Genomic DNA, 24,768 nt, shown 5'->3' with positions numbered 1-24,768 from the left:
CATCATTGACCAGTGGATCATTTGATAACCCCATGATTAGTATTTTCCTTTTAGTTCACTTGGGGTTAAGAAAGCCCCATCTTGAGCAAGCAGATTACGATAGTAAGTTTCAAACATTAAAATATTTTGCACATAACCGCGCGTTTCTTTAAAAGGAATCGCTTCAATAAAGGAATAGGCATCTACTTTTCCACCAGTACGTTGACGCCATTGTTTAACTCTATTTGGGCCAGCATTATAAGCAGCAAAAGCGAAAATTCTATTGTTATCATAATCTTTCAACAGATCACTTAAGTAATAACTGCCAATCTCAATATTTTTATCAACGTTATATAAATCGTCTGCATTATTGTATTTAAGATCATGAATATCAACCACATGCTGAGCCGTAGTTGGCATTATTTGCATTAAACCGCGAGCACCAACCGGGGAACGAGCATCCACATCCAAAGCACTTTCTTGGCGAGACAACGACATGAGAGTGATCAATGGGACATTATTTTTTTTCGCGAAATGCTCAAACCACCAACGATGAGTGATGGGAAAACGTAAACTGGTGTAGCTCCACATTTTAGCTTCAATGGTGGCAACAATAGTAAAGTTATGCCAATGCTTATGTGAGGCATACTCAACCAGTGCCATCTTCTGACTTTGAGTGCTGTGCCATAACAACCAACGCCATTCACGTTTAGCCGCATCAATTTTATCAACCGCAATCATTTCTTCAATTCGAGCCAGTGCCACCTTCTTACTTGAGATATCCACTTGCTTACCGGTTAATATCTGACTTTGATAACGGATTGGCTCACCCAAAAGATTCGCTGCCGCCACACTGTAAAAATCGCGCTGGCCTAAAATTTTCGTTAATCGTTGTTTCGCTTGTTTGTCTTTACCTTGTGCAAATTCAACTCGGCCAAGCCAATATTGCCAACGGGTGGTGCTCTGCATTTTTTGTGGCAGCAATCCCACCCAATAACTCACACCTTGCCAATCATTATGCTGCACAGCTAATCTGGCTCGACGCTCTATCATTGCCACTGAACCGCCTTGCTTAATTTGCGCATCACGCCAAGCGGCTAATTTATCCGAATCAGTGTTCACTAACCATGATGTGGCGTAGTTAGCTAAATAGGTTTGGGTGCTTTGTGGCAATTTTTGCGCTTTCATCACCGCATCAAAATTTTCTACTGCTGACTTAGTATCTTGCCTAATCCATTGTTTAAACGCGATATCCGTTAACGATTGATTAAACTTAGTGACCGGGTTTGATTGACTAAAGCTCAGCACATCTTGTGGCTTTTTAAACAGAGCTTGCAGATTTTTAGATTGCTCTTTAGCGGCGTCGCTAACCAACATTTTATCCAGATAGCTAAACAGCCCAGAGCGACGCGCTTTTGACATCAGCACCATACGATCAATGATCATATCATCAGTGCGATGACCGGCTTTAGCCCAATGATCAAATAAATCATCACAAGCAGAAGATACACTCCCCGCGGTTAACCATAAGCTTTGTGCACCTTTATACGCTTGAGTTTTGTAGTTAGTTTCCCACTTAGCGGTGTAATAGTAACAACGAAAACGTTGATCATTGGGGGACTCTTTTTGATATTCACTTAAAGTTTTCCAACGCTTATTTTTCGCCAATCCGGTTAAATATGCCGCCTTGATGCTGCTTGAGAATGGGAAGTCTTTATGAAGCAAGGTAAAATTGTCCACTTCTTGAGGCGATCGCTCACCAATATCAATCAAAAAAGCACGATAATCGACATAAGGAGTCAAAGCGTAATCAGAAATTTGTGGGCGAAGATCAATATATTGATCGATCTTTTTAAGATCGAGTAAATCTTGCGCTTGCTGGTACAGCTCTCGTTGCTTTTCTAAATGAGTCAATGCCTTAGTCGGTTTTGCAATCACTGTTTTTTTTGTAAAACTATTGGCAATAACAGGCTTTGCGAGAAAGTACGTACCTAAAAAAACGCAACCAGTTAGGACAATAATACGAGCTATGTTTTTCTTTGAATGCGGCATGAATACAAAAATTTCCTTATTTAAGTTATTTGCGAGAGAGTAAATCCAGATTATCGAGTTAAAATGCTAAGGCTTTCATTTACTCGATGGTATGACATTCATCATATCTTTGTTTCTTATCCCTAGTGTGAATCTTATGTGAGAAAGAGTAAACTAAGCTTTTCAATTTATTCTCCAGAATAGGATCGATACAGCAATGGCTGAATACGTTTATACCATGTCTCGCGTGAGCAAAATTGTGCCACCGAAACGTCAAATACTAAAAGACATCTCACTAAGCTTTTTTCCAGGTGCCAAAATTGGTGTTCTTGGTCTAAATGGTTCAGGTAAATCGACTTTATTGCGCATTATGGCCGGTATCGATCAAGATATTGATGGCGAAGCGCGCGCGCAAGTAGGCCTTAAAGTGGGTTACTTACCACAAGAGCCCGTTCTAGATGAATCAAAAACCGTACGTGAAATTGTTGAAGAAGCGGTGGGCGATGTAGCCGACGCGCTCAAGCGAATTGATGCGGTTTATGCCGCCTACGCTGAACCTGATGCTGATTTCGACGCATTGGCGAAAGAACAAGGTGAATTAGAAGCCTTAATCCAAGCTAAAGATGGTCATAATCTAGAGAACTCGTTGGAGCGCGCTGCCGATGCATTGCGCCTACCGGAGTGGGATGCCAAGATTGAATTCTTATCTGGTGGTGAGCGTCGCCGCGTGGCAATTTGTCGTCTGCTGCTTGAAAAGCCGGACATGCTATTACTCGATGAACCCACCAACCACTTGGATGCAGAATCCGTTGCATGGCTTGAGCACTTCCTCGTTGATTACAGCGGCACTGTGGTTGCGATCACCCATGACCGTTACTTCCTCGACAACGCTGCTGGTTGGATCTTAGAGCTTGACCGTGGTGAAGGTATTCCATGGGAAGGCAACTACACCTCATGGCTAGAGCAAAAAGATGCTCGTCTGGCGCAAGAATCATCAACTGAAAATGCCCGTAAGAAAACCATCGCAAAAGAATTAGAATGGGTTCGTCAAAATCCAAAAGGTCGCCAAGCGAAATCAAAAGCGCGTATGGCTCGATTTGAAGAATTGAACACCAGTGATCACCAAAAACGTAACGAAACCAATGAGCTGTTTATTCCGCCAGGTGAGCGTTTAGGGGACAAAGTTCTTGATGTTAAGAACCTGACCAAATCGTTTGGTGATCGGGTACTAATTGATAATCTTTCTTTTAGCATGCCTAAAGGGGCGATCGTCGGTATCGTCGGGGCAAACGGCGCGGGTAAATCAACCCTATTTAAGATCCTCAGCGGCGCAGAACAAGCCGATTCTGGTAGTGTTGAATTAGGTGCAACCGTAAAATTAGCGTCAGTTGATCAGTTCCGCGACAGCATGAATGATAACAACAGCGTATTCCAAGAGATCTCAGAAGGTGCTGACATCATCAAGATCAACAACTTTGAAATTCCAGCGCGTGCTTATTGCTCTCGCTTTAACTTCAAAGGTAACGATCAGCAAAAACGCATCGGTGATCTATCTGGTGGTGAGCGTAACCGTGTTCACTTAGCTAAACTGCTAAAAGCAGGCGGTAACGTATTGCTGCTCGATGAACCGACCAATGACTTGGATGTTGAAACTCTTCGAGCACTAGAAGAAGCATTACTGGAATTCCCAGGTTGCGCTATGGTTATCTCGCATGACCGTTGGTTCCTTGACCGCATTGCAACTCATATCTTAGATTACCGCGATGAAGGTCAAGTGAACTTCTTTGAAGGTAACTACACCGAATACAGCGATTGGTTAAAGCAAACTATTGGCGCAGCGGCAGCAGAACCACACCGCATCAAGTACAAGCGTATGACCAAGTAATAACCGTATAAATCGCAGCTAATGTTCAACCATAGTTGCGAATACATCAAAGCCACTTTCATTAATTGAAAGTGGCTTTTTTCATGTCTCAATCGAAATAATGCGAACAGCGCTGTAAAATTTCAAACAGTTAACCTAACAAACTTTAGCTGTTAAGTGAATTCAGGTAGACCTAACTAAACCCAGACAATTTCTTATCCATGTGAATAAATTTCTATGCAGCTTGGCTTAATGGAACTTACTCTTCCACTTAATAATAAAAACCGTACTATCGCCATCAATCCTATACTAGGAATGAGTGCCATATTACTAATTTTCGGTTGTGTTTTCTTTAGTCTAAGTAGCTTGATAGGCTCTTTTTTCACAAGCCTCCCCCCTAAAACGGCAGGGATCACAATTAATTATCTACACCAAAAATCTCAACAATATAAAAATCTCTATAACGATCAATTGTTAATTAATCAAAATCTACAAAGCGATCTCGCCTTATTAGATGAAGAATCACCTCAACTCGATGACGAAGAAGGCGTTGAGATTGTTGTCACCAATACCAACCAAGCGATCAGTTCATTATTGCAATCTTTCAGTCAGTCGAATCCCGACGACACCATTCCTGATCTCAGCCCAGCAGTAAAAGCAACTTTATTTAGAATGATACCCAATGATTCGCCCATGAGTTATACCCGTGTCTCATCCCCTTATGGCACCAGAGTCCACCCCATTACCGGTAAATCCAAGCGCCATTTAGGTATGGATCTAACCTGCCCGTCAGGTGGTAGCATTTACTCAACTGCCGATGGTGTGGTAGAACTCACCCGTCCAAGTAATCAAGGTTATGGCAATTTAATTAAAATTCGCCATGGTTTTGGATTTATATCGATGTATGCCCACTTACATCGTTTTTTAGTTAAAACCGGTCAGTTTGTAGAAAAAGGGGATCCTATTGCCTTATGCGGTAGCACCGGCCTTTCAACTGGCCCTCACCTGCATTATGAAATCCGCTTTTTAGGGCAAACCCTCGATCCTAAAGATTTTATGCAATGGCAACCGGAAAATTTTGACCGCCTATTTAAGCAGCAAAAAATTGTTCATTGGGCCGCGTTGGTTAAAAACATCAATGGCTTAGTGCAACTGCAAAGTTTGCTCGAAAGAACCACTAAACACCGAACAATTAATAAAAAATCGGTGGAAAAATCCACATCAAAAACCAAACCGCCAACATTGCATCGTCAAAAGGAATTACAAGACTTTGGAATTGATGAATCAGGTTGGGAGAACGTAACCAGCAACAAACATAATACGGATAATTTGACCGCGGTGAGGTGATTGGTATTATCTAATATCGCCAATAAATTTAACATTCATACAAGGTTATAAGTTTTCAATTACGATAAAAATAAAAGGACTTAATTATTATGAATATCAAACTTATTATTAGCATGATACCAATAATGACAATACTAGGTTGCAGTTCACCACAAGTTATCGAACCACAACCTTTTAGCTCTGAAAATAGTTATGCGTACAACATAGCAAATCAAACCGTCTTAACAAAGGAATATAAAGGCAAGAAAAGCCCATTAAGGGACTTTTCTTTAGAGGATAAAAAAGATGTAAAAGATGCATTTGATAAGCAAAGTAATGCTGATTCAATGCTTGGATTATCATTAGTTACACTCTTATCCGGTAATCCGATGCTGGCCCTTGGTGGGGCTGGTACTAGTGGTTTAATGGCTATATCCAACTCAAAACATATTTCATCAAATCAAACTTGGCTTATTGCGCTAAATAAAAATGATTTTTCGAATGAATTAGAAGCGCAAAAATTCATACTAAATATTATAAGTAACTCCGTCACACTAGAACTTAGTAAGTATGGTGAGGTTAAATTGAAATCGCCATTTAAGGACTATCCATCATTAAAAGTATTCATGGTTAATATGAATGGTGAATGGGTAAGAACATCTATTTATATCCAAGATGGTAGCTTGAAAAAGAGTTTTCTTACGGAAGAAAAAACCAACATCAATGGTAAGTTAACTGACTCTTATGTGTTTGGTTTTAATGGGGAGATAACGGATATACACACTACATTAGTTTCAGCTCCAACGCCAAATATTTTAAATCATAAAGATAAAAGCATTAAGTTTGATAATATTGTAAGTAATATAACTAAAGATTTACCTAAAGGGTTTTATATTTATTATCCACCATTCCCCAAATTACGATATGAGGGGGAAAATTACATCAACACATTAAACCCATTGCCAACAATATACACGCAAGGCAAAAAATACGAATTTCTTAAACCAACACCATAAGAAAGTATCATCGGGTATCCACTATTTTTAATTTGGATTCATTCCTTTGAAATTGATGAATAAAAGAAACCCAAACTAAAAGTTAAACAAAAAAATGCCCAACTTGAATCGTTCAAGTTGGGCATTTTTATAATTCTTCTGACGTTCTACAAACCGTCACTTACCTCGATGGATCGCGTCATTGGCTTGTTTAAGTAGGTTTTGACTCTCGTTCATAAATTGTTGAGAGTAATCACCATACCATTCCGATACGCCTTCAAACTGCTTAACAAACTCGGCTTTATCGTGGTTATCTAAAATCTTAATTGCTTCACCAAAACGATGGTGGAAGCGTTTAATCATGTCGATATTGTGTTGCGATGCCATGATGATATCGCCGTAGAGATTTGGATCTTGAGCAAATAAGCGCCCCACCATCGCCAGCTCTAAGCGATAAATCGGTGAACTCAATTGGACTAAGGTATCTAAGTTTGGGTTCTCTTGCGCCAAATGCAGACCATAAGCAAACGAAGTAAAGTGACGCAGCGCTTGGATCAGCGTCATACCGTTATCGTGCTCTTTAGCATCAATCGCGCAAATGCTTGCTCCCCAAATTTCGAACTGCTTGAGTAACCATTGGTAGGTTTCGGGTGCGCGTCCGTCGCTGCAAATGATCACCTGTTTTGCCATGCTTGGAATATCAGGGCCAAACATTGGGTGCAAGCCAACAACAGGGCCAGCGTGCACTTCAAGCATTGCCGCTAACGGCTCGGCTTTGATGGAAGTTAAATCACATAAAATACAATCATCAGGCAATTTAGGCAGCTTTTGGATCACGCCATCAGTTAAATGAATAGGAACACTCACCACCACCATGCCAGCATCTTTCACTAAGCTTTCGGCATTATCCCAATCCTGACTACCCAAGATTTTCACTTGGTAGCCTGAGAGTTCAAACATCCGCTTGAATACGCCACCTAACTGACCATGACCACCAACAATCACAATCGGACGTAATTCTGGATTCAAACATTTAAAGCCCGAATCTTTTTCGCTGGCATAAGACTCACGCATAGTACGGCGCAAAATATCTTCGATTAATTGCGGTGGCACCCCACATTTTTCTGCTTCTTCGCGCCGAGAAGCCAACATTGCCGCTTCTCGGTCTGGGGCGTAAATCGGTAAGCCGTGAATACTTTTTACTTCGCCAACTTTTTCCACCAGCGACAAACGCTGCGCTAAAAGATCCACAATTTGTTTGTCTACTGCGTCAATTTGATCGCGCAGTTCATTTAATTCAACAGCCATGATTTTTTCCTAATTCCACCAATACTAACGTCCTTGATAACCGCCTATTTTATCCTTTTAAACGGTCTTCTAAAAAGGGTACCAATTCTTGATGAGCATGGCGCAATAAGATTTCAGTCGAATCCCAATTAATACACGCATCTGTGATCGATACGCCATACTGCATCTCAGAAAGCGCAATATCCGACCCTTGATTGCCTTCATTAATGTGGCTTTCAATCATTAAACCAATAATAGACTTATTGCCTTCGCGAATTTGATGGATAACATCTTCTGCCACCAATGGCTGACGACGGTAATCTTTGCGTGAATTGGCATGGCTACAATCGACCATTAATGACGCATCTAAGCCGTGTTTCGCCATTTCGGTTTCACATTCATTAACCGACACTGAATCGTAGTTGGTTTGCTTACCGCCTCGTAAAATCACATGACCATTTGGGTTACCTTGAGTTGTTAACAGTGCGACTTGGCCGTTGCTGTCTATTCCCATAAAGCGGTGACTCGATGATGCGGCTTGCATTGCATTAATAGCGGTGCCTAAACTGCCATCGGTACCATTTTTAAAGCCAACCGGAACCGATAATCCACTCGCCATTTCACGGTGAGTTTGAGATTCGGTGGTACGCGCACCAATCGCCGCCCAACTAAAAGTATCACCAATGTATTGCGGGCTAATAGGATCGAGCGCTTCGGTTGCTAATGGGATTTCCATTTCAGCTAAATCAACTAATAATTGACGCGCCATGTGCAGACCATGTTCGACATCAAATGAGTTATCAAGATGTGGATCGTTGATCAGCCCTTTCCAACCAACGGTAGTACGAGGTTTTTCAAAGTACACCCGCATCACAATGTACAATTGATCATTTAAGGTATTGGATAACGCTTTTAAACGTTTGGCGTATTCTTTGGCGGCATCAATATCGTGGATCGAGCAAGGGCCACATACGACCAATAAGCGGTGATCTTGTTTATGGATGATATTAGAAATGGTTTGACGTGACTCTTGAATAAAATGACGAGCCTTGTCACTTAGTGGGATTTTTTGCTTTAATTCATTGGGAGTAATGATAATCTGTTCATCACTAATATTGATATTGCTTAATTCACTTTTATGCATGGTCATCCCTGTAAACTTTATAATACATTTAATTGAATAGCGACATGGCGCTGTATGGAACTAAATTAACACGCTATTTTTTATTTTCAAACCAATCAATAGTTAAAAACATCCGTAAGAATTAATATACACATGTAAAAATATAATTACACCACTATTCTGCATTCTTTATTCTCTTAACTCAAAGCGCAAACTATGGATCTTATTCTTTCGCTGCTACAACAAATGTGTGTCTACTTAGTCTTGGCGTATATGCTGAGCAAAACACCCATTTTTTTGCCGCTACTCAATGTCTCATCGCGTCTTTCTCATAAATTCAGTTGTTATGTCTTATTCTCATTATTTTGCATTATGGGGACCTATTTTGGTTTGAGTTTTAACGATGCCATTGCCAATACTCGTGCCATTGGTGCGGTCATGGGCGGGTTATTTGGTGGGCCAATTGTCGGCTTTGCTGTCGGATTTACTGGCGGTATGCATCGCTATAGCCTAGGGGGCTTTACCGATGTCGCTTGTGCGATTTCCACCACCACAGAAGGATTAATTGGCGGCTTGTTACATCTGTATTTAGTGAGAAAAGGCAAAGCGGATCAACTGTTCAACCCTATCGTGGTCTTGTTGGTTGCTTTTGTGGCGGAAGTCAGCCAAATGTTAATCATTGTTGCGGTGGCGAAACCCTTCGATCAGGCTCTATCTTTAGTTTCCAATATTGCCGCACCAATGATCATCGCCAACAGTGTTGGTGCCTCGTTGTTTGTCAGTATTTTGCAAGATAGAAAAACCATTTATGAAAAATACTCTGCCACTTTTTCACGTCGCGCTTTAACCATTGCTGAGCGAACGGTTGGGATCTGGAATTCAGGGTTTAATGCCAATAACGCCGAACAAGTGGCTCGTATTATTTATCAAGAAACACGTGTCGGCGCGGTTGCGATCACCGATAAAGAAAAAATCTTAGCCTTTATTGGCATTGGCGATAATCATCATCAACCCAACACCCCTATTTCCTCTGATTGCACTTTACAAGCGATGCAAGAAAATCGAGTCATTGTTTTAGATGGTAGGGAAAGCCCCTATCAGTGTTCGATCTCCGCTGACTGTAAATTAGGTTCGGTATTGGTGATCCCACTGCGCGCCGGCAAAGAAGTGGTGGGAACGATTAAACTGTATGAGCCAAAACGTAAACTGTTGTCTAATATTAATCGTTCGATGGGAGAAGGGATCGCGCAACTGCTTTCTAGCCAAATTCTTTATGGTGATTTTCAGCTGCAACAAACGCTGCTCACTCAAGCCGAGATTAAATTATTACACGCTCAAGTTAACCCACATTTTTTATTTAATGCTCTCAATACCATTAATGCGGTGATCCGCCGCGATCCCGATAAAGCGCGTGAACTGATCCAGCACCTTTCCCACTTTTTTAGAAGTAATTTAAAACAGAATATCGAAACCGTGACCTTTAAAGATGAACTGGCGCATGTCAACGCCTACCTTACTATTGAAAAAGCGCGCTTTACCGATAGGCTTGAAGTAGAGATTGATATTGCCGAGGCATTATTAGATAAATCGCTGCCAAGCTTCACCTTACAACCTTTGGTGGAAAATGCGATCAAGCATGGCGTCGGCAATCTATTACAAGGTGGACGAGTGCGTATTTATAGTCAGCAAAATGCGTTAGGCTATTTAATCGTAGTCGAAGATAATGCTGGCAGTTTTATCGCACCACCTCGCGAGCATCAAGGCTTAGGAATGGATATTGTGAATAAGCGTTTAAACAACTTTTTTGGCCCTAACGGTGAACTCCAGATCGAGTGTCAAAAAGACCAATTCACTCGCATGAGCTTTTTGATCCCAACGAGCATGATCGGCAAACAATAAGGATAATTATGTTAACCGCGATAGTCATTGATGATGAGCAATTTGCACGTGAAGAGATGAGTGAATTACTGCAAGAAGGCGGTGCGGTTGAAGTGATCGCGCAAGCTAGCAACGCGATTGAAGGACTAAAGCTCATCAACAACTTAAAACCGGAAGCGGTGTTTGTGGATATTCAAATGCCACAAGTTAATGGCATCGAGTTATTAGCGATGATGGATCCCGATACCATGCCGCAAGTTATTTTTGTTACTGCATTTGATCAATATGCCATTCAAGCATTTGAAGATAACGCATTCGACTACTTGCTTAAACCGGTTGATCCAAAGCGTTTAGATAAAACCATTCAGCGATTACTTAAAGCCAAGCAAAACCAAGAAGCGATCCATACTCAAGCTCAAATCGAAGCGCTCACGCCCAAAAAATTACAGCAAGTGCCTTGCATGGGGCACAACCGCATTATGATCATTCCGCTGCACGATATTGAAACCGCTTTTAGTGATCTTTCTGGGGTGCATATTCAAACCGCGCAGCAAACCGCCAGTAGCCAACTGACCTTAAAAACCTTAGAAGAAAAAACCGAATTATTACGCTGTCATCGCCAATACTTAGTCAATACTCAAGCCATTCGTGAGATCCGCTTACTCGACAATGGATTGGCTGAAGTGATCACCCATAGTGGTAATGTCACCCCAGTCAGTCGCCGTTACTTAAAGCCGTTAAAGGAAATTCTTGGCATATTATGAGTTTTTATCGGTATCGCCATTATCTGTATCGCCATAAGGATATTTAGTGTGGCCAAATCGGATCGCCAAGATCGCAATAGTAATGATCAAGATCGCCCCAGATAAGCCCAACATTCGATAGGTATCCAAGTTTTTCATATCTAAAATCATATAACGAGCCAGCGCCACGATCACAATATAAAGTGGCATCCTAACCGGTAATCGCCCCGATTTTAAATACAAGCCCACCATAGCCAATACTTCTAAATAGATAAAAAGTAGAAGTAAATCCGTTAGACCTACATGCATATTGGTAAACACTAGCCAAATCTCAATCCCCATTGCGATCACCGTTAATAAGGCAATCGCAAATAGCCCTAGATCCTCGACAAAAGAGATCGCCTGATAACCTTTTCCTTTAATTCGGTTCATATTTCCATTTCCCTTAAACCTGATCCAATTCAATAATCACTCTTTAATCAAACTCACCACAGTCCAATCCGCATCCGTAGTATGCGTACTGTCCTTCGACAAAATATGAATATTGCCTTTTGGATCGATGGTAAATAATGATAAACGATGTCCGTCGGCGTATTTCATCACATAATCTTGCCAAGTAAATTCGGCGCTGAGCTTAGTGTGTTTTACTTCTGCGCCTTGATTTAACAAGCTGGCGAGTTTTTTATAACTGACCTCATCACCAAATAGTGTTCTACCATTGTTTTGTTCCACTACATTATGCTTTTCGTGCTGATTGGTATCTTTGACTTTACCATTTAAAAAGAATACCCGCCTTTCGCCAAAGTCACTCATAAAGTGTTTGGCGACCACAATATTGAAGTGTTTATCCGGTGATACCGCCACCACATTACCAATGCCAATGAGATCTAAATACTCTTCCGCATGGCTTGAGGTTGGGTTGCCGTAATAGGTTTCTAGCCCCAACATACGGGCTTTGCGAATATAGTCCCAGTTAGAATCAGTGACTACCACTCGGTCGCCATATTTCTTTAATGCTAGCGCTAAGCTTCGACCGATATCATTGGCCCCCACAATCAAATAGCCTCTTGGTGATGGCTCGGCGACGTTTAATAAATTGGCTAAGGGGCGGGCAGTGAAACTCTGTAATACCACCGTTCCGACGATCACCATAAAAGTGAGTGGCACTAATAGATTCGCGCCTTCTACGCCGGCATCCACCAGCTTAATGGCAAATAAAGATGAAATGGAAGCGGCGACGATCCCACGCGGCGCAACCCAAGCAACAAAGAATTTTTCTTTAAATTTAAGACTGCTGCCAATAGTTGCCACAAAAATAGCAATCGGTCGTGAGAGCAATTGGATCGCGGCAAACAAAATGGCTGAGCCCACACCAAGCGCGGCAAAATCACTCAACTCCATGCGGGCCGATAACATTAAGAACAAACCGGAAATCAATAAGATAGTGAGGTTTTCTTTAAAATGCAGGATGTTTTGAATATTGACGCCTTTGGCATTGGCGAGCCACATTCCCATCACGGTGACCGCCAGTAAACCGGACTCTGACTCCAAACTATTTGAAATCGAAAACACACCTAACACTAAGGCTAATACCGCAAAAGGTTGCAGATATTCTGGCAATAATCGACGACGTAGTAATTGCGCTAAGATCGCGCCTGCCACCACACCAAATACAATCCCAATCAGTAAGATTAAGCCAAAGACTTCAAGGCTATGTACCTTGCTGCTTGAGACAATAAATTCATACACGATCACAATAAACAACGCGCCGATGGGATCAATTAAGATCCCTTCCCAACGCAGAATATTGGCAAGCTTGGCTTGAGGTCGAACGGTGCGCAGTAATGGCACCACCACAGTAGGTCCGGTGACCACAGTTAAACTGCCAAACAGCAACGCCAATGGCCAACTAAAATCGAGGATGTAAAAGGTAAATACACTGGTTAATCCCCAAGAGATCAACGCGCCGATGGTGACAATATTAATCACGGTGCGGTTCACCTCGCGGATCTCTTTTAAATTTAAGGTCAAACTACCTTCAAATAAGATCACCGCCACCGCGAGGGAGATTAACGGAAATAACAAATCACCAAACATTTCATTGGGGGTAAAAAGGTGCGTAATAGGACCAATGATAAATCCGGCGATCAATAAGAACAAAATGGCGGGCAGTTTTAAACGCCAAGCCAGCCACTGGCAGCCTAAACCGACTAAGCCAACCGCAGCCAGCATTAATCCTATTTGTTCTTCATGCATAAAAATCCCTTTACGCTAATTTATGTTCTATACCCAAAGCAATTGAAGTTGCAGTGAGGCGGCAAGTAAACGAAGCCCCATGAGCTTAGCTTGCCTAAGTAATTGGGGTGAGTTAGCGCAGCCAACAAAGCTGCAGCTTCAAGTAAGACGGGTATATTTAGTTGGAGCCATCTAACTTACTGTCACTCCAACCACGCTGCCATTCCATTCTGAATTTTTGCGCATCAGGTGTGCCTTCACATACGCCTTCATAATAATTGCCAGAGATACCAATTTGATAAGCGTGTTTCGGGTTGCAGTATTCTTTATTCCCTTTTAAGTAACCATCGGCGTAATCATTGATATTAACGCTACCCAGTTTTTTCAGCTGGCTGGCGGTTCGATTTTGCTTGCCTTTAATACCATCGGAATAACCCACAGATGTCCAATCTCCCGCCTTGGCATAATCTGCTGCCGTGTTATTAACACAAGCCGCCAATAACAAAATAGAGCAACTGATCAGTAACCCTTTTGCTAGTGATGAATAACCGCTTTTATGAACGCTCATAATATTCCTTATTGATATGATTTGAGTGTGACTTTTTTATCTCTAAGCCACCAACACGCTTGTGTACTTCGATGTTGAATCTAGCAACTATTACACAGGTCACATTTAAAACAAATGAAATCAAGCACATTTATTAACATAAAAGCCACTTAATTTGTTTTTATGACCACTTAATCCACTATTTAACCACTAAGCAAAAGTTATGAGATTGTTATCAAATAGCCATTTACTATATAGCCTGAATTTTCAAACTATTTGAATAAGGCAATAACTATGATGATGTTCCTTTTTTGTGTAGCGGCGCTGATCGCGGGCTACTTTATCTATGGCGCTTTCGTTGAGAGAGTCTTTGGCATTAATGAAAAACGCACCACGCCGGCTTTCTCAAAGCAAGACGGGGTCGATTATGTGCCAATGTCGAACAAAAAAGTTTATTTAGTTCAGCTACTCAATATTGCAGGGGTCGGTCCAATTTTTGGCCCAATCATGGGTGCCCTTTACGGCCCTGCCGCGATGTTATGGATTGTACTGGGTTGTATCTTTGCAGGTGCGGTACATGACTACTTCTCTGGAATGTTGTCGGTGCGTAATGGTGGCGCTTCGGTTCCAAGCTTAACTGGCCGTTACTTAGGTAAAAATGCCAAGCACTTTATGAATATTTTTGCTTTAGTGTTGTTGCTGTTGGTTGGGGTGGTTTTTGTCTCCGCTCCGGCAGGTATGATCACCAACCTTGTCAATGAGCAAACCAATACTACGGTTTCTATGGGAATGATGGTCGCGATTATCTTCACTTATTATGTGATTGCTACCATAGTTCCAGTCGATAAAATCATCGGTCGTTTTTATCCATTCTTTGGCGCTCTGCTGATCTTCATGTCGGTTGGCCTTATCGCGGCGATTGCATTTTCTAGCGAACATTCAATTTTAGCCGGATACAAGTTCAGCGATATGTTCACCAATATGAACCCAAATGATCTACCGCTTTGGCCTGCACTCTTTATTACCATTGCTTGTGGTGCGATTTCTGGCTTCCATGCCACTCAATCTCCATTAATGGCTCGCTGTTTAGAGAATGAAAAAAATGGCCGCTTTGTGTTCTTTGGCGCCATGATTGGTGAAGGTGTGATTGCCTTAATTTGGTGTGCAGTAGCCCTATCTTTCTTTGGCTCTATGGATGCATTACAAGCAGCAGTTGCCAACGGCGGCCCTGGTAATGTGGTTTACAGCGCATCATTTGGTTTACTGGGCGTATTTGGTGGTATCTTGGCTTTCTTAGGTGTGGTTATCTTGCCTATTACTTCCGGTGATACAGCCTTCCGCTCAAGCCGTTTGATCTTAGCTGAATACTTCAACATGGAACAAAAAACCTTAAAGAATCGTTTATTGATGGCGATGCCGTTATTTATTCTCGGTGCGATTTTAACCCAAGTTGATTTTGGTATTATCTGGCGCTACTTCGGTTTTGCTAACCAAACTACCGCAGTGATGATGTTGTGGACCGCATCAGCTTACCTATTGCGCTTTAATAAATTCCACTGGATCACAACCGTTCCTGCGATGTTTATGACCGCAGTGTGTATCACTTTCATCTTAAATAACCACACGTTAGGCTTTGGTATGGGAATGCAAATTTCAACTATCGTCGGCATTGTGGCGAGCTTATTAATTACTGGCTACGTCATTAAAATCTCGAAAGGTAAAGGTGACCCAGAGTTTGATCAAGCAGAAGAAGACAAGCTGATCGATTACACTGAATCTCGTGATTAATAGCTAAGTTGCTAAAAACACAAAGGCCGATAGTTGAAAAACTATCGGCCTTTTTTGTATTGAAGAACGGGTGGTAAGGTATTTGTAGTTAATAAGCCATCAATAACATGACTCGTTTTTGGACAGAAACCACTTAGGAAAGTCATGCTAGCCACTTACTATCAAATTAGAAAAAGTATCCTGAAACCTTAGACACCTGTTATATAAACCAAGGCTAAAAGTATGTTGGCAATGAACTGTCACAATCTACTTGGCCATTTGAGTAGATCATGCAGTCAGAGCCCTGAATACTGACAAAACCGAGTCTACTGTAGAACTGCCGATCAATGTCGCTATGCAGATATAAAGCCTTGCAGTTGAGACTACCAAATAACTCTGATTTAACTAGATTAATCAGCCGAGATGCATAGCCATTGTGCCGTAGGTCTCGAAAGGTCGCTACGGAACCAATACCAAAACAACCCTCTTTAAGATTAAACATGCTTTTATATACAATAAGCGATGATACGATTTCATCTTTTTCGACTAACACATACCAAGTGCCAGCTGAGTATTTTTTACTTTTACGACAACCAACTAAATACTCTTCCAACGAAAGACCAGAACTCCAAGCATCAAAGCCCATTGAATAAATTAAATCTAACTCATGCTCTTTTGCTTTCCTTGCCTTCATTCTTGAACTACTTTTTGCGTGTAATGATCAAAAGCGGTTACTTTTAGGTACCCCTCAGATTCATATAGATTCTGGGCGGCTGCATTATCAATTGCTGTTGCCAATTTCACAGTGACGGCATTTGTCCCAATAGCATGATTTTTGACCTTACGTAACAAACCTCTAGCTACACCTTGATTTCGGCCCGACTCATCGACAAACAAGTCATTCAGATACCACATTCGCTTCATTACAACAGAAGAAAGTGACGGGTAAAGCTGAACGAATCCAATTGGTATATCTGTATCACTTAATGCTAAAAATATGATTGAATCTGATTTTTTTAAACGTTGAGATATGAAGTTTTTTGCATGCTCCATATCTAATTCGTAGCCATAAAATTGACGATATAAATTGAACAAGTGACTTACCTTATCAAGTTCAGTTACGCTCGCTTTAATTATTTTCAAATTAACATTCCTTGTCTGGTGTGAAGTTAAAAGTTTAACTCTTATTATCCAGTGTTCATGTATCTTTACTTCAACATTCGGGTACGTTTTTAAACAATTCCCTGTTACGAATACAAATTACTCAGATCTAATTCATATGAAAATATATATGGAAAATTCTCAAACTCTACTCTATTTTACTTTTTCATACGAACTATGGCTAATGTGAGCCCCAACATACCGACCAAAGCAGATAGTACCCAAACAAAGCTGACCGTTTCGGATAAAGGTACATCCTGTTTACTCAATGTGTAAATCATCCCCCCCATACCAGCTGCGAGACCACCTGAAAGTGCATCTAATAATCCCTTTGAACTTGCTGTCGCACCTTCTTCACCTTTTGGAGTGTGATCCATTGCATAAGTTCGACAAGTTGATTTGAGTAAACCTAGCCAAAATCCTGTCAATCCCCATAAAAAATAAATGAAATAATAAGACCAGCTCAAATAACTTTGTAATACCATCAAGAATAATAAAATTATAACGGAGAAGAAACCAAGCTTGAGGCTAAAGCCATGGCTATACGTCCTTGATAATCGAGCTTGAACCATAGCTCCTAGCGGCCAAGAAATAGCTGAAACACTTAAAGCTAAGCCTGCTGCCGAAGAACTAATTTGATAGTGTTGAATTAATAACAAAGGAATGAAAATTTCGGAGAGATGAAAAATAAATACAACTAATGCAAAGCAAACCAATCCAACGGGTAATCCAGACTTCGCGATGAATATTCCATCCGGCAGTAAACGTTTTAACGGGACGTAGGTAATAATACAGCCGAATGGAAGAAATAATACCTCCCAAGATAGCACAGGCTCATTTAAAGCAAATAATACTAACGTAGCACCTAAAACCAATTGGAAAGAAGGCCACAATGCATCTATTGATTGTTTATTTACAGGTGCATATTGCTTAATAATTGGGAGGAGTAAATAAAGTGCTAGGGCAACAAAAGGTAATTGAATCCAGAAAATATAACGCCATCCAATCGTATCCAGTAATAATCCACCAAGCCCTGGGGCTAGTAGCGCTGGAACTATCCATGATGTATTAAGTATGGCAATGATTTTTGGTCGTTGAGTGCTGTCATACGCTAAATTAGTTAACGCATTCACTGTTGTAAATGCCATTCCTCCACCGAAGCCTTGCAGCGCTCGAGCCAACATAAAAACAAAGAAATTCGGTGCCACCGCACCTACCACTAACCCTACAAAGAAAATAACGAAGCCTCGATAAAAAGAGATGTGGGCTCCTTTCTTATCTGTAATTTTCCCACCCCACACAACCCCAGCTAGTGTTAATAAAATGAAAATACCAAAACCCATGGTATACCAATTACTACCATGTAATTCTTGGGTTATCTTAGGCATAGCAATTACCATTACCATATAATCAAGTGCATAAATTGCAGATGCTAAAATTTGTCCTACCAGCGGTGATTTTGATTGCTTCAAAAGATAAAGTCCCTATTTAATTCTTGAGAATTTGGGTAGTATAAAAGTTGAAGTTAACTTTAAGTAAAGCAATAGTTTAGAAAGTAGGTGTTGGCATGATTCGAAATGATTACCTAACAGTTGGGCAACTTGCAAAGCGCAGTGGCGTGGCTACATCCGCATTACGCTTTTATGAAACTAGAGGACTTATTGCTTCAATTCGCACCACAGGGAACCAACGGCGTTATTTACCTTCGATGTTACGACGAATTGCACTTATTCAAGTTGCTCAATCTGTCGGCTTTACACTTGAAGAAATCAGTGAAGAATTAGATAGCCTGCCAATTAACAAGACTGTTAATAAAAATGACTGGGATAAAGTGGCCAGAAAGTGGCAAAAAAACCTCGATGGAAAAATAGCAAAAATACAATCCTTAAAGAATAATCTATCCGGCTGTATTGGTTGTGGTTGCTTAAGTATGGAAAAATGCCACCTACTCAATCCGAATGACAGACTAAAAAAGCAAGGGCCTGGTGCACAACGAATTCCTTAATTAGTATATGAGCAATACTTAATTTCATACTATTTTACATAAGGAAAATTTCATCGTTTGATGATGCTATACATTATTTTTTTACATCAAAACTAGCTATCTCACTATCTCACTATCTCTAACGAGTTTAAAAGCATAAAGCGTAGTAATCTTTCACATTAGAAAATATATTGGAAAATTGAACCATAGGCTGTGTTTAAAATTGCACTCTTAAATGACTTTGGGGCAGAAACGCGTCAACTCTGCCTAAATTTTGCTTGGTGGAAAGACTCTATTTGATACACCAATCATGGATGATTGGTGAGGCTTCTTGCGCATACGGATGTGCAGTTGAAGCCAATATCTATCCCCTTCTTATTTGAAGCTACAGCTTTGTTGGCTGCGTTCACTCACCCCAAATCACTTAGTGAACTAAGCTCATGGGGCTTCGCTTACTTGCCGCCTCACTATAACTTCAATTACTTTGGGGATAAAATCGAGTGTTGTAACCAAGGTCAACAAAATTTCTAGCAGCGGCCTTTTTGCCACCTTTTTTGGCTGTTGAAAAAAGGTTGGTCGCCGAAGGCTGTGCGATGGACTCGCCAATTAATCAATACTCAAATAAACCACTGCAAAAACAAAAAGGTCGCTAGACTTTCATCTAGCGACCTTTCTAATTTTTTTCGAGCTACGAGTAACGTTTTTCCTAGACCCGCTACTCTACATTTTTAATTTGCAGCTCTCTTGGCACTTCAAAGAACATATTCTCTTCTCGTCCTAACACTTCTTCTACATCGGTTGCGCCCAGCTCTTGAATGCGTGCAATGATTTGATCGACTAACTCTTCTGGCGCGGAAGCTCCAGCGGTGACGCCAATTTTGTGTTTGCCATCAAACCAAGTTGCATCAATATCTTCAGGGCAATCAATTAAATAACCTTGAGTACCGAGTTTTTCAGCTAATTCTTTTAATCGGGTCGAGTTCGATGAGTTTCTAGAGCCCACCACCACCATAATATCGACACTGCTGGCTAGAATACGCACTGCATCTTGACGGTTTTGAGTCGCGTAGCAAATATCATCTTTACGTGGCCCTTGGATATCAGGGAATACTTCACGCAATGTATTGATCACATCCGAAGTTTCATCCACCGACAAAGTGGTTTGGCTAACATAATGTAGATTAGTGGGATCTTTTACCGTTAATTTGGCAACATCTTCAGGGCGTTCAACCAGATACATACCACCAACGTCACTGGCATATTGCCCCATAGTGCCTTCCACTTCAGGATGACCCGCATGACCAATAAGTACCACTTCCATATTCTTACGACTGGCACGAGCGACTTCCATGTGCACTTTCGTTACCAAAGGGCAAGTGGCATCAAATACGGTTAATTGACGCTCTTTTGCCTCACTACGCACCGCTTGAGAGACACCATGCGCCGAAAAAATAACAATGTTGTCATCTGGTACTTCAGATAGCTCTTCAACAAATACTGCGCCGCGCGCTTTTAAGCCTTCAACCACAAAACGGTTATGCACCACTTCATGGCGAACATAAATCGGTGGTTGATACATTTCTAAGGCACGTTCGACGATACTGATCGCACGATCAACACCAGCACAAAAACCACGCGGGTTTGCTAATAAAATTTTCATTTTTTGAGTCATGTCCTGAGCTATCTCTTGTGCGTCAATAATAGCGCTATTCTACCTATAACGAACTCACTGACAACCTCTAGATGAGATGTAATATCAATTCCAATATCGCCTGGCGTCTAAAATCAAATAGTGATTATTCGACGTTTAAAATTTCCACATCAAAAATAACATCTTGGCCTGAAAGTGGGTGATTAAAATCGACCGTCACTGAGTCACCGCTCATTTGAGAGATAATGCCTGGGATTTCACGACCATCTGGTCCGGTAAACGCCATAATCGTTCCAATTTCAAGCTCTTGGCCATTAAAGCGAGTGCGATCCATATGTTGGATAAAATCTGGATTCGGCAAACCAAACGCATCCTTGGCTGCCAATTCAATCGCTTTTTTATCGCCAGTGGTTAAATCAATAAGGCAGTGCTCAAAGTTCTCACTTAAGCTGCCATCTCCCATCACAAACTTAGCTGGCTTGCCTTGATTGTGGGTACTATCAGCAACGGAACCATCTTTAAGCTTGATGGTAAAATGCAAGGTAACTTGGCTAGTATTGGTTATGTTCGACACAAAAATATCCTTATTTATATAGGGTTTAAAATTGAGATCCTATGTGATTAGGGTGAGAGAGTAATCAAAGACTAAATGGCATTGGTATAACCCAACCGCAATCTCAACCTCAATCTCAACTATCTAGAATGAGTATATAAAAAAGCGCCGCACGATAAACGTGCGGCGCTAATAAACTGAGGCTTAGATTACGAATTAATCTTGCGACTGCTCTTTTTTTGTACGAAAACCGTCCAGTACAATCATAACCGCGCCAATACAAATCGCTGAGTCGGCTAAGTTAAAGGCAGGCCAATGGTAGTTACCCCAGAAAAAATCGAGGTAATCGACCACGAAACCATGCACTAAACGATCAAATACGTTACCGAGCGCGCCACCAATCACCATGGCATAAGCGGGATTATTCCAACGCTCTGTCGCCGGTAGTTTACGCATCCAGAAGATCAGCATCGCGGTAACCGCAAATGCAATCGCACTAAAGAACCAACGTTGCCAACCCGGTTGATCGCTTAAAAAACTAAACGCTGCACCAAGGTTGTGAACATACAGTAGGTTAAAGAAAGGCAAAATCTCAATCCGATTTACCCAGCCGTAACCCATGTTGTTCATCACTAATAATTTAATGCCAATATCAGCAAAAAATACCAGCGCCGCTAGCCAAAGCCAGCGTACGCCTGATTGTTTAAGTGTTAACGATTGAGTCGTCATTAGGCAAACTTACGCGCTTCGCCGTCACCGTCAACGTTAGTCACACAACGACCACACACAGTTTCGTGTCCTGCGATAGTGCCAACATCGGCCACATGGTGCCAACAACGATCACATTTTTCAGCTTCTGAAGCCGTCACTTCAACAAATAAACCTTCAACTTCAGTTGCTTGGGCAGCATCGGTTTTAGCGCTTAATGGTTGAACTTGTGCTTTAGAGGTTAATAGCACAAAGCGAAGTTCATCTTCAAGTTTGTTCAGGTTAGCTGCTAATGCGTCATCGGCGTATAACACCACTTCCGCTTGTAGCGAACCACCAATGGTTTTGTCTTTACGCGCAGTTTCGAGCAATTTGTTCACGCCAGCACGAACCGATTGGATTTGAGCCCAGAAATCGTTGTTTAGTGCTTCGCCTTGTTCTAGACCAAATAAACCGTCGAACCACTCACCGGTGAACACGAAAGTATCACGCGCTTCGCCATTGGCTTGATTGGTTGGCATTTCGTTCCAGATTTCATCTGCCGTGAACGACATGATAGGAGCCATCCAACGCACTAATGCTTCTACAATGTAGTACAGAGCGGTTTGACAACTACGTTGAGCATGACCGCCCAATTTGGCTGTGTACTGGCGATCTTTAATTACATCTAAGTAGAATGAACCCATTTCAATTGAGCAGAACTGCATCAAACGCTGAGTTACGCCATGGGTGTTGTACTCTTCATAAGCTTTTACGATTTCAGTTTGCGCCGCTTGTGCACGACCCACAGCCCAGCGATCGAGTGCAACCATATCTTGTGGCGCAACCATATCGGTAGCAGGGTTGAAACCTTTCAAGTTAGCGAGGAAGAAACGCGCAGTATTACGAATACGACGGTAAGAATCGGCGCTGCGTTTTAGAATTTCATCCGACACTGCCACTTCGCCAGTGTAATCGGTAGAAGCAACCCATAAACGCAAAATATCCGCGCCAAGTTTGTTGGTCACATCTTTTGGTGAAACCACGTTACCGATAGATTTCGACATCTTACGGCCGTTAGCATCCACCACAAAACCGTGAGTTAATACTTGTTTGTAAGGGGCTTTATCTTTCATTGCCACAGAGGTGATCAATGAGGATTGGAACCAACCACGGTGTTGATCCGAACCTTCAAGGTACAGATCAGCGCTGTTGCCATTGAATTCGCCGCGACTATCTACTACTGAATAGTGAGTCGTGCCTGAATCAAACCATACATCTAAAGTATCGAGTACTTTTTCGTAATTGGCGGCATCGGCTGCGCCCATTAAGTCAGCAGGATCAAGATCCCACCATGCTTGAATGCCTTTTTCTTCAACCAGTTTTGCCACTTTTTCGATCAGTGCTGGAGAGTCTGGGTGCAATTCTGCGGTTTCTTTATGTACGAATAATGCGATTGGTACGCCCCAAGTACGTTGACGTGAGATACACCATTCTGGGCGACCTTCGATCATACCTTCAATGCGGCTTTGACCCCATTCTGGCATCCATTCAACGTTTTTGATTTCGCTTAATGCTTTCGTACGTAGACCGGCTTGATCCATCGAGATAAACCATTGTGGCGTGGCGCGGAAGATGATCGGAGTCTTATGACGCCAGCAATGTGGGTAGCTATGCTCAAAAGAGTGATGATGCAGCAATGCACCTTTTTGTTGTAACACTTCTAATACCGAAGCATTGGCTTTGAATACGTGTTGACCAGCAAATAGCTCGGTATCGGGTAGATACACACCATTTGACCCTACAGGGTTCGCCACTTCAAGATCGTAACGCTTACCGACCACGAAATCTTCTTGACCGTGGCCCGGAGCGGTATGAACCACACCAGTACCGGATTCAGTGGTCACGTGCTCGCCTAAAATAGCCGGTACGGTGAAATCGTAGAATGGGTGATTAAACTGACATAGCTCTAGATCTGCGCCAGTCGTAAAGCCTAAGTTATGGTAGTGCTCAACATTCACGCTATCCATTACCGCTGTCGCCAACTCAGAAGCCACGATAATACGCTCTGCTGGTTGATCGCCATTGGCTTCAATTTGGATTAATACGTATTCAAGATCATCACGCAAACAAACCGCGCGGTTAGCCGGCATGGTCCATGGTGTGGTGGTCCAGATAACAACCGACACATCACCTTGACCTTGATGACCTTCTTTACAATCAAATTTTGCCAGTGTCGCCGCTTCATCTGTCGCTTTAAAACGCACATAGATAGAGGGCGATACTTTATCTTTATATTCTACTTCCGCTTCGGCTAATGCAGAACCACAGTCAGTACACCAGTGAACAGGTTTAAAACCTTTTAGCAAGTGACCTTGATCGGCAATTTTACCTAATGAGCGGATAATGTTGGCCTCGGTGCCAAAATCCATGGTGCGGTAAGGTTTGTCCCACTCGCCCATAATGCCTAAACGCTTAAAGCTTTCTTTTTGGCCTTCAACTTGACCTGCTGCGTATTTACGACATTCTTCACGAAATTCAGCCGCCGTGATCTTTTGACCTGGCTTGCCTTTTTTCTTCTCTACCATTAATTCAATTGGTAGACCGTGGCAATCCCAACCTGGAACGTACGGAGCATCAAAGCCAGATAGCGTCTTTGATTTAATAATAATGTCTTTAAGAATTTTATTTAAAGCGTGACCAATATGAATATCACCGTTGGCATAAGGAGGGCCATCGTGTAATACAAACGATTTTTTGCCTTTCTTTGCTGCGCGGATTGCGCCGTAAAGATCTTCTTGGTACCAACGCTTAAGCATTTCTGGCTCACGATTGGCCAGATTTCCACGCATTGGAAACCCTGTGTCAGGTAGATTCAGAGTATCTTTATAATCAGTCATCGATTCTTAATTCCGTTACATTGGGCGACATTAATGAGAAGTTTAATTTCTGGGCTG

At 41.8% G+C, this 24,768-nt stretch carries 20 protein-coding genes; 7 read left to right on the top strand and 13 right to left on the bottom strand.

The annotated features are described in order from the left end of the window. Nucleotides 1–36: 36 nt before the first annotated feature. A complete protein-coding gene (locus tag HC723_RS02740) occupies nucleotides 37–2,031 on the bottom strand; it encodes a transglycosylase SLT domain-containing protein (RefSeq protein ID WP_190338151.1) in 1,995 nt (664 codons plus the stop codon). A 196-nt stretch (nucleotides 2,032–2,227) separates the two neighbouring features. Here HC723_RS02740 and ettA point away from each other — a divergent pair, with 196 nt between their 5' ends. The 3 genes from ettA (at nucleotide 2,228) to HC723_RS02725 (ending at nucleotide 6,216) form a co-directional block, all read left to right on the top strand. Next, nucleotides 2,228–3,895, top strand: a complete 1,668-nt coding sequence (gene ettA / locus HC723_RS02735) for an energy-dependent translational throttle protein EttA (protein ID WP_190338150.1) — start codon at nucleotides 2,228–2,230, stop codon at nucleotides 3,893–3,895. A 231-nt stretch (nucleotides 3,896–4,126) separates the two neighbouring features. Next, on the top strand, nucleotides 4,127–5,221 hold the full coding sequence (locus HC723_RS02730; protein WP_238925394.1) for a M23 family metallopeptidase: 1,095 nt from the start codon (nucleotides 4,127–4,129) through the stop codon (nucleotides 5,219–5,221). 89 nt (nucleotides 5,222–5,310) lie between these two features. Then, nucleotides 5,311–6,216, top strand: coding sequence for a hypothetical protein (locus HC723_RS02725; protein WP_190338149.1), 906 nt, complete (start codon nucleotides 5,311–5,313; stop codon nucleotides 6,214–6,216). 156 nt (nucleotides 6,217–6,372) lie between these two features. Here the strand turns inward: HC723_RS02725 and tyrA are convergent, their stop codons facing one another. Both tyrA and HC723_RS02715 read right to left on the bottom strand, forming a co-directional pair. Next, nucleotides 6,373–7,503 carry a bifunctional chorismate mutase/prephenate dehydrogenase gene (tyrA, locus tag HC723_RS02720; RefSeq protein ID WP_190338148.1) on the bottom strand — a complete coding sequence of 377 codons (1,131 nt, stop codon included), beginning with the start codon at nucleotides 7,501–7,503 and terminating at the stop codon, nucleotides 6,373–6,375. Between the two features lie 49 nt (nucleotides 7,504–7,552). Continuing rightward, on the bottom strand, nucleotides 7,553–8,626 hold the full coding sequence (locus HC723_RS02715; protein WP_153447682.1) for a 3-deoxy-7-phosphoheptulonate synthase: 1,074 nt from the start codon (nucleotides 8,624–8,626) through the stop codon (nucleotides 7,553–7,555). Between the two features lie 195 nt (nucleotides 8,627–8,821). On the opposite strand from HC723_RS02715, the gene HC723_RS02710 reads away from it, so the two are divergent. Both HC723_RS02710 and btsR read left to right on the top strand, forming a co-directional pair. After that, complete coding sequence (locus HC723_RS02710) at nucleotides 8,822–10,504, top strand: sensor histidine kinase (protein WP_190338147.1); 1,683 nt, start codon at nucleotides 8,822–8,824, stop codon at nucleotides 10,502–10,504. A gap of 8 nt (nucleotides 10,505–10,512) precedes the next feature. Beyond that, nucleotides 10,513–11,247: a two-component system response regulator BtsR gene (btsR, locus tag HC723_RS02705; protein WP_190338146.1), complete on the top strand. Its 735-nt coding sequence runs from the start codon at nucleotides 10,513–10,515 to the stop codon at nucleotides 11,245–11,247. Here the strand turns inward: btsR and HC723_RS02700 are convergent. The 3 genes from HC723_RS02700 to HC723_RS02690 all read right to left on the bottom strand — a co-directional run bounded on the left by HC723_RS02700 (nucleotide 11,242) and on the right by HC723_RS02690 (nucleotide 14,029). Further along, complete coding sequence (locus HC723_RS02700; protein ID WP_153447685.1) at nucleotides 11,242–11,658, bottom strand: phosphate-starvation-inducible protein PsiE; 417 nt, start codon at nucleotides 11,656–11,658, stop codon at nucleotides 11,242–11,244. The two genes, btsR and HC723_RS02700, sit on opposite strands and share 6 nt — an antisense overlap. A gap of 36 nt (nucleotides 11,659–11,694) precedes the next feature. After that, nucleotides 11,695–13,482, bottom strand: a complete 1,788-nt coding sequence (locus HC723_RS02695) for a cation:proton antiporter (protein WP_190338145.1) — start codon at nucleotides 13,480–13,482, stop codon at nucleotides 11,695–11,697. Between the two features lie 157 nt (nucleotides 13,483–13,639). Continuing rightward, nucleotides 13,640–14,029: a DUF2799 domain-containing protein gene (locus HC723_RS02690; RefSeq protein WP_190338144.1), complete on the bottom strand. Its 390-nt coding sequence runs from the start codon at nucleotides 14,027–14,029 to the stop codon at nucleotides 13,640–13,642. A 273-nt stretch (nucleotides 14,030–14,302) separates the two neighbouring features. On the opposite strand from HC723_RS02690, the gene HC723_RS02685 reads away from it, so the two are divergent. Then, a complete protein-coding gene (locus HC723_RS02685; RefSeq protein ID WP_190338143.1) occupies nucleotides 14,303–15,796 on the top strand; it encodes a carbon starvation CstA family protein in 1,494 nt (497 codons plus the stop codon). 214 nt (nucleotides 15,797–16,010) lie between these two features. Here the strand turns inward: HC723_RS02685 and HC723_RS02680 are convergent, their stop codons facing one another. The 3 genes from HC723_RS02680 to HC723_RS02670 form a co-directional block, all read right to left on the bottom strand. After that, nucleotides 16,011–16,469, bottom strand: a complete 459-nt coding sequence (locus HC723_RS02680) for a GNAT family N-acetyltransferase (protein ID WP_190338142.1) — start codon at nucleotides 16,467–16,469, stop codon at nucleotides 16,011–16,013. Further along, nucleotides 16,466–16,918, bottom strand: coding sequence for a GNAT family N-acetyltransferase (locus HC723_RS02675; RefSeq protein WP_190338141.1), 453 nt, complete (start codon nucleotides 16,916–16,918; stop codon nucleotides 16,466–16,468). The genes HC723_RS02680 and HC723_RS02675 overlap by 4 nt, the downstream gene beginning before the upstream one ends. A gap of 176 nt (nucleotides 16,919–17,094) precedes the next feature. Next, nucleotides 17,095–18,408, bottom strand: coding sequence for an MFS transporter (locus tag HC723_RS02670; protein WP_190338140.1), 1,314 nt, complete (start codon nucleotides 18,406–18,408; stop codon nucleotides 17,095–17,097). A gap of 98 nt (nucleotides 18,409–18,506) precedes the next feature. Between HC723_RS02670 and soxR the strand changes: the two genes are divergently transcribed. Continuing rightward, the gene (gene soxR, locus HC723_RS02665; RefSeq protein ID WP_190338157.1) at nucleotides 18,507–18,941 is read left to right on the top strand and encodes a redox-sensitive transcriptional activator SoxR; all 435 of its coding nucleotides are present in this window, start codon (nucleotides 18,507–18,509) and stop codon (nucleotides 18,939–18,941) included. A 694-nt stretch (nucleotides 18,942–19,635) separates the two neighbouring features. On the opposite strand, the gene ispH is transcribed toward soxR, so the two are convergent. The 4 genes from ispH to ileS form a co-directional block, all read right to left on the bottom strand. Beyond that, entirely contained in the window at nucleotides 19,636–20,592 is a 957-nt protein-coding gene (ispH, locus tag HC723_RS02660) for a 4-hydroxy-3-methylbut-2-enyl diphosphate reductase (protein WP_178306471.1), read from the bottom strand. A gap of 124 nt (nucleotides 20,593–20,716) precedes the next feature. Further along, a complete protein-coding gene (gene fkpB / locus HC723_RS02655) occupies nucleotides 20,717–21,145 on the bottom strand; it encodes an FKBP-type peptidyl-prolyl cis-trans isomerase (RefSeq protein ID WP_190338139.1) in 429 nt (142 codons plus the stop codon). A gap of 195 nt (nucleotides 21,146–21,340) precedes the next feature. Next, on the bottom strand, nucleotides 21,341–21,853 hold the full coding sequence (gene lspA, locus HC723_RS02650) for a signal peptidase II (RefSeq protein ID WP_153447691.1): 513 nt from the start codon (nucleotides 21,851–21,853) through the stop codon (nucleotides 21,341–21,343). Further along, nucleotides 21,853–24,711, bottom strand: a complete 2,859-nt coding sequence (ileS, locus tag HC723_RS02645) for an isoleucine--tRNA ligase (protein WP_190338138.1) — start codon at nucleotides 24,709–24,711, stop codon at nucleotides 21,853–21,855. Before ileS ends, lspA begins: the two co-directional genes overlap by 1 nt. Nucleotides 24,712–24,768: the final 57 nt, after the last annotated feature.

This window comes from Vibrio sp. S11_S32, assembly GCF_014694465.1.
GTDB classification, from domain to species: domain Bacteria; phylum Pseudomonadota; class Gammaproteobacteria; order Enterobacterales; family Vibrionaceae; genus Vibrio; species Vibrio algicola.
The sequence above is the reverse complement of the archived record's forward strand: the minus strand, read 5'-3'. Positions and strand labels throughout refer to the sequence as shown.

Bases quoted from the DNA above. Each gene is read 5' to 3' on its own strand.
- HC723_RS02680 (WP_190338142.1), bottom strand. From the start codon at position 16,469: ATGAAGGCAAGGAAAGCAAAAGAGCATGAGTTAGATTTAATTTATTCA.
- HC723_RS02740 (WP_190338151.1), bottom strand. From the start codon at position 2,031: ATGCCGCATTCAAAGAAAAACATAGCTCGTATTATTGTCCTAACTGGT.
- lspA (WP_153447691.1), bottom strand. From the start codon at position 21,853: ATGACGACTCAATCGTTAACACTTAAACAATCAGGCGTACGCTGGCTT.
- HC723_RS02685 (WP_190338143.1), top strand. From the start codon at position 14,303: ATGATGATGTTCCTTTTTTGTGTAGCGGCGCTGATCGCGGGCTACTTT.
- HC723_RS02715 (WP_153447682.1), bottom strand. From the start codon at position 8,626: ATGCATAAAAGTGAATTAAGCAATATCAATATTAGTGATGAACAGATT.
- ispH (WP_178306471.1), bottom strand. From the start codon at position 20,592: ATGACTCAAAAAATGAAAATTTTATTAGCAAACCCGCGTGGTTTTTGT.
- HC723_RS02700 (WP_153447685.1), bottom strand. From the start codon at position 11,658: ATGAACCGAATTAAAGGAAAAGGTTATCAGGCGATCTCTTTTGTCGAG.
- HC723_RS02695 (WP_190338145.1), bottom strand. From the start codon at position 13,482: ATGCATGAAGAACAAATAGGATTAATGCTGGCTGCGGTTGGCTTAGTC.
- HC723_RS02730 (WP_238925394.1), top strand. From the start codon at position 4,127: ATGGAACTTACTCTTCCACTTAATAATAAAAACCGTACTATCGCCATC.
- HC723_RS02710 (WP_190338147.1), top strand. From the start codon at position 8,822: ATGGATCTTATTCTTTCGCTGCTACAACAAATGTGTGTCTACTTAGTC.
- tyrA (WP_190338148.1), bottom strand. From the start codon at position 7,503: ATGGCTGTTGAATTAAATGAACTGCGCGATCAAATTGACGCAGTAGAC.
- btsR (WP_190338146.1), top strand. From the start codon at position 10,513: ATGTTAACCGCGATAGTCATTGATGATGAGCAATTTGCACGTGAAGAG.
- ettA (WP_190338150.1), top strand. From the start codon at position 2,228: ATGGCTGAATACGTTTATACCATGTCTCGCGTGAGCAAAATTGTGCCA.
- HC723_RS02690 (WP_190338144.1), bottom strand. From the start codon at position 14,029: ATGAGCGTTCATAAAAGCGGTTATTCATCACTAGCAAAAGGGTTACTG.
- ileS (WP_190338138.1), bottom strand. From the start codon at position 24,711: ATGACTGATTATAAAGATACTCTGAATCTACCTGACACAGGGTTTCCA.
- HC723_RS02725 (WP_190338149.1), top strand. From the start codon at position 5,311: ATGAATATCAAACTTATTATTAGCATGATACCAATAATGACAATACTA.